Source organism: Dapis brunnea BLCC-M229, assembly GCF_050015995.1.
GTDB lineage: Bacteria > Cyanobacteriota > Cyanobacteriia > Cyanobacteriales > Microcoleaceae > Trichodesmium.
This window is the reverse complement of record NZ_JBNHEP010000228.1, coordinates 33,931-44,604: the sequence shown is the minus strand read 5'-3', so window position 1 is coordinate 44,604 and position 10,674 is coordinate 33,931. Positions and strand designations below refer to the sequence as shown.

Annotated in this window: 8 protein-coding genes and 1 pseudogene; 2 read left to right on the top strand and 7 right to left on the bottom strand. The window is 35.5% G+C overall.

Annotated features, from left to right (window positions below):
• Positions 1-1,728: 1,728 nt before the first annotated feature.
• A complete protein-coding gene (locus ACP6PM_RS26665; protein WP_426589924.1) occupies positions 1,729-1,950 on the bottom strand; it encodes an alpha amylase C-terminal domain-containing protein in 222 nt (73 codons plus the stop codon).
• A 50-nt stretch (positions 1,951-2,000) separates the two neighbouring features.
• Positions 2,001-3,824, bottom strand: a complete 1,824-nt coding sequence (gene treZ / locus ACP6PM_RS26660; RefSeq protein WP_426589923.1) for a malto-oligosyltrehalose trehalohydrolase — start codon at positions 3,822-3,824, stop codon at positions 2,001-2,003.
• Positions 3,825-3,994: 170 nt separating this feature from the next.
• On the opposite strand from treZ, the gene ACP6PM_RS26655 reads away from it, so the two are divergent.
• Positions 3,995-4,537 (top strand): DNA-binding protein, encoded by a 543-nt coding sequence (locus ACP6PM_RS26655; protein ID WP_426589922.1) that lies wholly within the window; start codon positions 3,995-3,997, stop codon positions 4,535-4,537.
• Positions 4,538-4,706: 169 nt separating this feature from the next.
• Here ACP6PM_RS26655 and ACP6PM_RS26650 read toward each other — a convergent pair whose 3' ends face one another.
• From ACP6PM_RS26650 to ACP6PM_RS26635, 4 genes and pseudogenes are all read right to left on the bottom strand, one after another.
• Positions 4,707-4,844, bottom strand: a complete 138-nt coding sequence (locus ACP6PM_RS26650; protein ID WP_426589921.1) for a hypothetical protein — start codon at positions 4,842-4,844, stop codon at positions 4,707-4,709.
• Positions 4,845-4,919: 75 nt separating this feature from the next.
• Positions 4,920-5,477, bottom strand: a pseudogene (locus ACP6PM_RS26645) (RNA-guided endonuclease InsQ/TnpB family protein); the annotation flags it as partial.
• 40 nt (positions 5,478-5,517) lie between these two features.
• Complete coding sequence (locus ACP6PM_RS26640; protein WP_426589920.1) at positions 5,518-6,225, bottom strand: RNA-guided endonuclease InsQ/TnpB family protein; 708 nt, start codon at positions 6,223-6,225, stop codon at positions 5,518-5,520.
• A gap of 276 nt (positions 6,226-6,501) precedes the next feature.
• A complete protein-coding gene (locus ACP6PM_RS26635; RefSeq protein ID WP_426589919.1) occupies positions 6,502-8,016 on the bottom strand; it encodes a CHAT domain-containing protein in 1,515 nt (504 codons plus the stop codon).
• A gap of 194 nt (positions 8,017-8,210) precedes the next feature.
• Between ACP6PM_RS26635 and ACP6PM_RS26630 the strand changes: the two genes are divergently transcribed.
• A complete protein-coding gene (locus ACP6PM_RS26630; protein WP_426589918.1) occupies positions 8,211-8,333 on the top strand; it encodes a hypothetical protein in 123 nt (40 codons plus the stop codon).
• A 78-nt stretch (positions 8,334-8,411) separates the two neighbouring features.
• On the opposite strand, the gene glgX is transcribed toward ACP6PM_RS26630, so the two are convergent.
• Positions 8,412-10,535 (bottom strand): glycogen debranching protein GlgX, encoded by a 2,124-nt coding sequence (glgX, locus tag ACP6PM_RS26625; RefSeq protein WP_426589917.1) that lies wholly within the window; start codon positions 10,533-10,535, stop codon positions 8,412-8,414.
• Positions 10,536-10,674: the final 139 nt, after the last annotated feature.

The window sequence follows — 10,674 nt, the reverse complement described above, 5'->3', positions numbered from 1 at the left end:
TTAAATACTTCTTCATGGCCATCTTTAGCTTTTTTTTACAAACAGTCTCTAATATCATATTCTGAATACCTATGATAATTAGGAATTGTTGCATAAGAATAATAATTGATATTTAATCATATAAACCTCTTGACAGAGTGGAATTAAAATAAGTTCTACCAATTTAATCAAATAATGTTACAAAACTCTGTTTATAGATAATAAGCAAAAGGGAACATAAGAACTACCGACAGTGATTTGTAGCAAAATTTTATTCAAATGGTATTAGAGTACGTAAACTGTTAGTTTCTATTACTCTTGACTTTTTAATTTTAATTTTTGGCTTACTTATGCAAGAGGTATAATACCTGTTCTATCTATCTTGACTACCAATAATTAGGTTATTATACCAAATTTAAAAAAGGCAGTTATATTTTAATAAATTGTTTCGGCCTACAGTCTAAGACTTTATATATATAAAATTGCAGATATTGTACAATTTTTTTCTCTCATATACTTTTCTTTCTCTATTTTCCTTTTGCCTCATCCGTCACGCTCTGCAATATTTGATTAAATTTGTATTACTGAGACTCAGGAGTCAGTAGACACGAGGAATAACATCTCAACATTTTTTAGAGTAAAGCTTAATTTTTAGTCAAAGAAACATTTCATCTTAAATCTTTTAATCATGCAAAATTATATCAATTCCCAAAAATAATGCCAGACCTTGCTCAAGACTTCAATTATTAAGTAGTAATAATGGTTGAGCAATGTTTTTAATTATTTTAGGCATTAACTCTTAGACTACTTATCCCTAATACCATTTCTCAAAAAGAATGCTATACCCGATCGGGTGGGGAAGTGTGGGGAGTGTGGGGAGGTAGGAGAGTGTGGGGACGTTGCATGCAACGTCCGTACAACATAAGAATAATAAACATTAACTGGGCTAATAAAGAGCAAAAAAGTGATTTGCCCTGTGTTAATTACTTAATAACTGAAGTGCAACCTAAGTATAGCAATGCTTTTGGGAATTGGTATAATAACCCTACTTCGTACGGATGTTGCATGCAACGTATCTACATATTATGAACAAATATGTAGCAATAGTTTGGAGATTTTGTATTATTTCAACCATTCTTTTTTACACCTTATTATCATACCTATTTAGAGCTTCATAAAGAAGTATTTTGGTGAAATAAGGAAATGGAGAATAGGCAATAGTTTACTGTTAATTTTGCTGAATTTTTCCTTCCCCTGCCTGGGAAAAATTTCTGATTTTTGATATTTGTTTAGTCACTTTATTGCACTTCTTTAAAGCCTTGCTAGGACTTAAACCTCTGATATATATGGGTTAATTATTGATTCTCCAAACCCTAAGTAGGTGGGTGTAAAAAAATATAAAACCGATAGATAGATACCTGATGAGCTGAGAGAAATTGTTTAATCACTATCCACATTTCTTATGTTCCAGTGTTCCCTCTCAACAATCATTTTCTATTTAATTTGACCTACCTACTTATTTAAGGATTTAAATTTCAGAACTTATAATACTAATAAGTTATTTCTCAAGAATTATGAAGTGTTTTTCCCCCTCACAAATTGGGTATTGCAGACTGCCAACTCACCAGATAAATAAGCAAGTTGTTAAAATTTAAAGGACGATATAGCTGGTGCTAGGCTCCCCCAACGCGAAGCGGAACGGACGTTCTATCCCTTTACCTGACAAAACTTTACAAATAGTCTCTCAAGCTATTTCTCATAAACAGCAAAGCTTAAAGGATTAATTGTTACATTTTGTCCTGATAACAATTTTTCAGGCAAAGCAGCACCATTTCCCATCCATTCTTGGTCGGAAGAATTAAGTAGTTTTTGCCAATTTCCTTGAGGTATTTTACATTCAAATGTGACAGACTCCTTTTCAAAGTTCATCAGACTTAATACGCTACTTTTTTCTTCCCACCTGTGAAGCAATAGTAAATTTTTATTATCCTAATTGAAATTCAGAACTTATCATACTCAAACTACTCCTCATAAACAGCAAAGCTTAAAGGATTAATTGTTACATTTTGTCCTGATAACAATTTTTCAGGCAAAGCAGCACCATTTCCCATCCATTCTTGGTCGGAAGAATTAAGTAGTTTTTGCCAATTTCCTTGAGGTATTTTACATTCAAATGTGACAGACTCCTTTTCAAAGTTCATCAGACTTAATACGCTACTTTTTTCTTCCCACCTGTGAAGCAATAACACATTTTTCTCAGCATAACTGTACACCTCAGTTTGAGTCTTATCTAATTTAGCTAATGCCGGAATTTTTTTCCGTAGCTCAATTAATCTTTTATAGAAAGAACGTAAAATTTTATATTTCCCTTCCCTAGATTTTTCCCAATTCAGTTTAGACTCCATAAAAACTTTCTCACCTTGAGGATCTGGCACTTCTCCAGACCAATTGAAAGACTTAAATTCTTCTGCCCTACCTTTTCTCACTGCTTCAACTAAGTTAGGATCTCCATGACTAACAAAATACATAAAAGGATTTTCTTCTCCATACTCTTCTCCCATAAATAACATTGGTACAAATGGAGAAATTAAAACTGCTCCTGCTGCTAATTTTAATCCTTCAAAATCTACTAAAGCTGATAATCTTTCTCCAATTAATCGATTACCTATTTGGTCGTGGTTTTGAATACAAACTACAAACTTTTCTCCAGCAAAACCCACAGTTGAATTACCATGATTTCTCTGACGGTGAGGTGAATATTCTCCCGTATAAACATATCCTTGTTTATAAGATTTTTTCAGAGATTCTATACTCTTAAAATCAGAATAATATCCAGAACTTTCTCCTGTTAAAAGACTGTGTAGAGAGTGGTGAAAATCATCGCACCATTGAGCATCGTGACCAAACCCTCCATTTTCTTTTGAACGTAAAACTCCCACATCATTTAAGTCACTTTCCGCAATTAAATAACGCTTCCTTCCATCATTTTTACTAAACTCTTCTACCCTAGTAGCTAACTGTTGTAAAAAAGGTTCAGCACTCATATCATAAATGGCATGAACAGCATCCAAACGTAAACCATCAATATGATATTTATCTAACCAATACAAAGTATTTTCAATAAAAAAATTACGGACTTCATTACTATATGCGTCGTCAAAATTAACAGCATTTCCCCAGGGAGTATGATATTTATCCGTAAAATAGGGACCATAATCCCAGAGATAATTTCCTTCTGGACCAAAATGATTATAAACAACGTCCAAAATTACAGAAATGCCAACTTGATGACAAGCATTAACAAGTTCCTTTAGACCATCAGGCCCACCATAAGAATCTTGGACACCATAAAGATAAACTCCATCGTAGCCCCAGTTGCGATCGCCTGGAAATTGGGCAACTGGCATTATTTCTATAACATTTATCCCTAAATCTTTTAATTCTGGCAACTTAGGAATTATGGCTGTAAAAGTTCCTTCGGGTGTAAAGGTACCGACATGAAGTTCATAGATAATCATTTCTGCCAAGGGGATACCTTGCCAAGAGGCATCATTCCAGGTAAATTTTTGATGGTCTACTATTTTTGATGGACCATGTACTCCTTGAGGTTGCCAGTTAGAAGCGGGGTCTGGTCGGTCAGTTTCTCCATCTAATTGATAGAAGTAGAGAGTTTCCGGGTCAATATCTTTTGCTTCTCCTTGCCAATATCCCCATTTATCTTTTTGTAGAGCTATTAATTTTTCTTGGGGATGAATAATATGTACAGCTAACTTTTCTCGTAGAGGTGCCCAGACATTAAATTCGGATTTATTTGTTTCTGCTGAATAATGGCTACCAATTATCATAGATTTATAGATTCTTAGGACGTTGAATTTTTTATAATTAATGTTGTCTAATTTTAGACTACATTTTTATCTGTTACTTTATTAACCTCTTAAAACCAAATTACTTTTTTAAAAAAATATTCTAAATTATCCTTATTTATGTAAATTATTAAAACTACAACGTTATAGTTATGACTGTCTCATTAGTTAGTACAACCGAAGCGGCTTTTCTTCTAAATATCTCGACAGGTAGATTGCGCTTTCTACTAAATGCTGGCCGAGTTATTGGTGCGCGTAAAGTCAAAAGACTTTGGCAGATTCCTCTAAATCAGAGAGGGATGCCAGAAATTACACCTGGTCGTCGTGGTCCAGAACCAACTTGGAACAAAAATCAACGCACAGCAAATACTTTTATTCATGTTCTCAGAAAGACTATAGACTATGACCGAGACCATGGAACTTGCCATACAGCAGTCGCCGTCAAAGTAGGAGGTAAAAAAGATTATTGCCACTCCCTAAAAATTCATGGACCTTGCCAAATAGTCTATCGACCTGATAAACCTAATAGAAGTCAAGCCGGAGGCGCCCGTCTATGGATTGAAGTAGAACCAGGCAATAGAGTAGAGCGAGTATATTTCAGTGATGGGGATTATGGTCCGCCTCCGGAAGTTATTCAGCAGCGGGTAAAACAAAAAAGTCGAAAGGCTAAACACTGTATATCTGCAACGTTATAGTTTTTTACTACTATATATAGTGTTTTTGGGTAAATTTTGGGAAAGGTGTGTGGCGATCGCTCCTCCTTATCTATAAATTCTCTTAATGGAAGATAATAAAATAACAACGGTTTTCATTTTAGTAGACCACTGTAGGGGTGAATGGCTATTCGTTCCTAGAGAATAATGTCTAATAATCAATCATCATATTTTGGAGATTCTGTAATAGGGAGAATGGAAATAGCAGGACTTCCTTCTTCACTCCTGAACACTTTCCTGAACCACTATTACCACCAGTCATCGTAACTTGAGGATAAGTAATTTTCATTTGAGTCAGTAGTAATTACAGTAATTGACATCCTCCCGACGCTGACATGACGATACAGCGCGGGATTCCCATCCATCACTCGAACAGACTAAGCTGAACAAATGACTCAGGGAGGGTTGACACATCATTGGAATCTGCTGGCTTGCCAGTCTGACGTTTCCTCCGTGTCCGTTTAATTGTCTCCAACTGCCCGTCGGCGACTTCATTGAAAAGTGATAGCTGTACAGGATTCTCAAGTTTAACAGTTTCTTCAACTTTGGTTATCGGTTGAGTTACTGTTTCTGCAACAGAAGCGTTAAGAATATTTGTAGCAGCATTAATATCTCTATCATGAAACGTACCACAGTTTAAGCAAGTCCACTCCCTAACATTTAACTCTTTCTTGCCACCTTTAAACCCGCAACAACTACATTTTTGAGAAGTGGGTTCCCATCTGTTTATGACTCTAAATTCTCTACCATATTTCTCGCATTTAGCCTCAGTTAAATTCCTAAATTGTCTCCAGCCTAAATCACTAATTGCTTTAGCTAATTTACAGTTTTTAACCATACCAGAAACATTTAAGTCTTCTAGTACAATTGTGTCGTATTTTTCGACTAAATCAGTTGATAATTTGTGCAGAAAATCAGTTCTAATATCTTTGATTTTGGCATGAAGTTTACCTATTTTTAGTCTACGTTTTTCGTATAGGTTTACTGCCTGGTTCAGTTCTGGGAAATTTACGCTGGAATTTAGCTAACTTTTTGAGGTTGTTTTTAAGAGGTTTTGGAGCATTAATTTGATCTGCGTTACTCAAGGTTGCAAAAGTTGAAATACCTAAATCAATGCCTATTGAGTTGTCAGTTTTAGGCAACGTTTCAGGATTTATTTCTACTACAAAGCTAGCAAAGTAGCGATTAGCTGAATCTTTGATTATTGTTAAAGAACTAGGTTCAGCGGGTAATTTTCTAGACCAAACAATTTTAATCTTACCTACCTTTGGTAGATATATTTTATCCTGGCAAACTTTGTAATTAGCCCCTACGAATCTAGCAGTTTGCTTTGTTTTTCTGGACTTAAACTTTGGAGGTTTAACCTTGATACCTTTACGTTTTCCAGTACAACTATCAAAGAAGTTTCTGTAAGCTTGGTCTAAATCTTTGAGAGACTGTTGTAATGGAGTAGATGCAACTTCCTTTAACCAAACTAATTCTTTTTTAGCTTGAGTTATGAATTCCTTGGTTAAATCAACATAACTAGGTTTCTTTTGACCATCAACATATAGTTGATTACAATATGCTAAACTTTGATTCCAAACATATCGACAACAACCAAATAGCTGATTTAATTTAGTTATTTGAATATGATTAGGATAGATGCGATATTTGTATCTAGATTTCAATGTTTTCGACCTATTACTAATACGCTCGTAGTTTTATTATAGCATGGGTTGGCATTCCCATCCCTCCGCTCCCCTACCGGAGAGCGCGGGACTTCCCGCTAGGGAAGTTACAAATTACAGCGCGGGACTTCCTGCCTGGGAAGTTAAAAGAAGTAATTCCAGGATTTAACTGATGGGGAGTTTGAGGGGCTATAAGTCCCGCGTTATATCTTAAAGATGAGGGTCGGGATACGTTGCATTATAAAGGTTTAAGAACCTTTTCTGGAGATGCCGAGTTTAATTTCCTGTGGTAGGAGGAGTATCTTGAGGATTCTTTCTTTTTCTTAGTAATTGAGGTATTAAGTTCTCTGGTATTCCTGCTATCTCAATAGAATTACATCCTAATTTATAAGCAAACTCTACCGTCTTTCCTGCTCCTAAAGCATCATAGAAACCTACAGCAAACTCAATGGCTGCGCGATCACCAATGGCCTTGTTCATCCCCACCACAGAAGGAATATGCTGTGCAATTGCCTTAGCCTGAACCTCAGAATAACAGGCATTAAGAACAACGCATTCTATGTGACCAGCAAATAGCTTAAATAGCCTTGCTAATGCTCCAGTCTCAACTAGCTTCAGTTGACCAGTTTCATCTTCAAAAGCTAACCCCTCTTCCCCTGCACCATGTCCTGAAAAATGGACGATGTTCGGCTCAAAATCAAGGATAGCACGCCGAATTTCTCTGTATCGCACTGCTTGCCCTATTTCAATAACAAACTTTTCTCGCTTCTTTGACCTCAGCAGTCCTTCTTTGATCTCACGTATCTCTTCATCCAATCGTAGTTGAGACGTTCCTTTGGGATTAGCTGACAAAAATAGTATTTTTTGAGTTGTAATTAGAGGAGATGGTAATTTTCGTTCTGTAACTGAGCTAATATTTTTTATAGGAATTTCTAATATTGCAGTTAATTCCCCTGAATCAAACAAAGCTTTAATTTTTTCCATTCCTTCTTGTGAGCCTTCAAAAGTTAGTTTTATACTTCCTCTTTCTTTTCTCTTTAGAGTCAAAGAGATATCACCTGAAATTTCCCGACAGTAATTAGTAATGGATGCCATTTTTTTGTCGTCAATTTCATCAAAATGGCAACTCAATTCAAGCAGCCATTGAACTCTGGGGTACTTATCTATTTGACTAACAACTTGTTCTTGAAGCATCAAGCTTTTAACCTTTAAAGGTTTACTACCTGGATTTTTTTTACTTAAAGCATTAAATATTTTAGCTTGTTGATTTAATCCCTGACCAGAACACCTTGTTAAAAATTCAGAAATAATAACTGCGAAAGCTTTATTCATGGAAAGTTCTCCCACAGGAAAATCAGCAGAGATATGTGCTAAAAAAAGTCTGGCATCTTTCTCATAATATTTATAAAGCTCATCAGCTAAAATTTCATCTGTAATAAACCCACTTGCTTCTAACTTTTCCCTATATGGTTCCATCAAAAAAGGAAGATTTTCTTCTAAATCAGGACTAGATAATAACGCCGTATTTTTAGCTAGAATAGAAAAACAAATTTCCATTCCCAAGATAAATTGTTCTCTTAATTCTTTTATTTCGCTTCTAGCTATAAATATCTCTTCAAGAACTTCACGACTCAGATTTTGTCCTTCATTAATCATTTCATCTAGTTTAGCTTCACGTTTTTCCATTTGTTCATCTTCATAGAGACTAAGAACACCGTCAAAAGGAGCTGCAAAAGGACCAGCAAATGTACGAGTTGCCTTAGCGAATGCTTTCAGATAGTTTTTTGTCATTTTATTGAAGTACTAGATTATTTTTATTTTATTCAACACGAATAGAAAAATCTACTCTTTATCCTTTAGTCTTAAAAGACCTATAGATATACAATACCCATGCTTAAAATTCTTACTTATCCCATACTTTTTTGATTAGTTAGTGACAATACTCATATATCATTTGATAAATTACCAATTCCAGATAACCTATAATGAATCAAATTCAAACAGGAAGTTTAACGAATGATTTTTTCATTTATTGGGTGCATCTAAATTTTGAACAAAGCCAAAAATTTATTGCTTTTAAGGAAAAAGCAATAGACAACAGGGAATAGAAAAAAAGTATTTTTACAAATATTCAGATGCACCCTATTAATTAAAAAACTGAGAGATAATAGCTAATACCTAAATGCTTACAAACGCCTTAAAACAATAATTGAACGTTCCATCACAGGAATAGGAACTTCACCTTGATATTGCTTACCATTTTCCACAAAATGAGACTTACTCGTATCAACAACAACTACCCAATTTCTATCTTGAAACTTAGGAGGAATTATAAACTCTATCAATTCATAATGAGCATTAAAAAATATCATAAAACAATCATCAATAATCCTTTCTCCACGCTCACCACTAGCAGGAATTTCTTCTCCATTTAAAAAGATACCTATAGATTTAGCAAAATCAATATTCCATTGTTCCTCGGTCATTTCTCCACCATCGGGATTATACCAACCTATATCATTCACATCCGAACCATGAATAGCACGACCTTCAAACCATTTACGTCTATGAAATACTGGATGTTGACAACGAAAATAAATTAACTGTCGAGTAAAATCTAATAAGTCTGAATTTTCTACTTGTAAATTCCAATCTAACCAAGAAATTTCATTATCCTGACAATAGGCATTATTATTACCTTTTTGCGTCCGACCAAATTCATCTCCACCTAATAACATAGGTACACCCTGAGACAACATTAAAGTCACTAAAAAATTACGCCTTTGACGATTTCTTAAATCCAACACTTCTTGGTCGTCAGTTTCTCCTTCCTCTCCAGAATTCCAAGAACGATTATGTTCTTCTCCATCATTATTATCTTCCCCATTTGCTTCGTTATGTTTTTCGTTATAACTAACTAGATCGTTGAGAGTAAAACCATCATGGGCAGTTACAAAATTAATACTCGCATGAGGCAACCTACCATTAGCAGCATATAAATCAGAACTACCTGTAAAACGATAAGCAAATTCAGATAATGTTTCCTCTTCCCCTCGCCAAAAATCTCTAACTGCATCTCGATATTTACCATTCCATTCCGACCACAATAGAGGAAAATTTCCAACTTGATAACCACCTTCTCCAACATCCCAAGGTTCAGCAATTAATTTCACATTGGAAATAACCGGGTCTTGATGCACAATATCAAAGAAAGCTGCCAAACTATCCACTTCATATAATTCCCGCGCCAAAGCAGAAGCTAGATCGAATCGAAAACCATCAACGTGCATTTCCGTCACCCAGTAGCGCAGACTATCCATAATTAACTTCAATACCTGGGGGTGACGAACATTGAGAGAATTACCACAACCTGTAAAATCCATATAGTAGCGGGGGTCATCTTCTACAAGCCGATAATAAGCAGCATTATCAATACCTTTGAAAGATAAAGTCGGACCGAAATGATTACCTTCTCCAGTATGGTTGTAGACCACATCCAATATCACCTCAATACCAGCCTTATGCAAAGCCTTGACCATTTGTTTAAATTCTTTAACTTGCTTCCCTGCATTACCACTAGAACTATAGCCACTATAGGGAGCAAAATAATTAATAGAGTCATAACCCCAGTAATTAGATAATTCCTTATCTACTAAATGTCCTGGATATCTAAGAAAATGATGAACTGGCATTAACTCTACCGCCGTAATGCCTAGAGATTGGAGATAGGCGATCGCCTTTGGATGTGCCAACCCAGCATAAGTACCCCTCAGATTTTCTGGAATCTCAGGATGCAGTTTAGTAAACCCTCTGAGGTGAATTTCATAAATTATTGTGTCGTGGTTGGGAATATTTAATAGCTGGTCATCTCCCCAATCAAACCTTTCATCAATCACTACAGCCTTTGGCATTAGATGAGCATCATCATCTAAAGTGCAGGCTAAATCTTTTTCTGGGTCATCCCAAGAATAGGCAAATATTTCTTGACCATAGAGTATATTCCCATCAATTGCTTTAGCGTAAGGGTCAATTAGTAGTTTATTGGGGTTAAAACGATGACCTTGGGATGGTTCGTAGGGACCATGTACTCGAAATCCATATTTTTGACCTGGACTTATACCTGGTACATACCCATGCCAGACAAAGTTACTTACTTCTGTCAGAGTGAGGCGTGTTTCTTTATTTTGCTTATCAAATAGGCAAAGTTCAACGCTAGTAGCATTTTCAGAGAATATAGCGAAGTTAGTGCCTTTACCATCCCAGGATGCTCCAAGTGGATATGGTTTTCCAGGCCAAAGAGGTACATACATATATAAACCGAGAACTCTTCAGAATTAGAGGATTATTTTTATATTTATAACAGCTATCCAGTGCCAGCTTCCAGCTCGCCAGAATATTATCCAGCTTGTCAGAATCTAATTACAAATTCCCAGAATATTATTCAAATTT

What these genes read in the sequence shown, in the direction of transcription:
- glgX (WP_426589917.1), bottom strand. Translation starts at nt 10,535, where the DNA reads ATGTATGTACCTCTTTGGCCTGGAAAACCATATCCACTTGGAGCATCC.
- ACP6PM_RS26635 (WP_426589919.1), bottom strand. Translation starts at nt 8,016, where the DNA reads ATGACAAAAAACTATCTGAAAGCATTCGCTAAGGCAACTCGTACATTT.
- ACP6PM_RS26655 (WP_426589922.1), top strand. Translation starts at nt 3,995, where the DNA reads ATGACTGTCTCATTAGTTAGTACAACCGAAGCGGCTTTTCTTCTAAAT.
- treZ (WP_426589923.1), bottom strand. Translation starts at nt 3,824, where the DNA reads ATGATAATTGGTAGCCATTATTCAGCAGAAACAAATAAATCCGAATTT.
- ACP6PM_RS26650 (WP_426589921.1), bottom strand. Translation starts at nt 4,844, where the DNA reads ATGAAAATTACTTATCCTCAAGTTACGATGACTGGTGGTAATAGTGGT.
- ACP6PM_RS26630 (WP_426589918.1), top strand. Translation starts at nt 8,211, where the DNA reads ATGAATCAAATTCAAACAGGAAGTTTAACGAATGATTTTTTCATTTAT.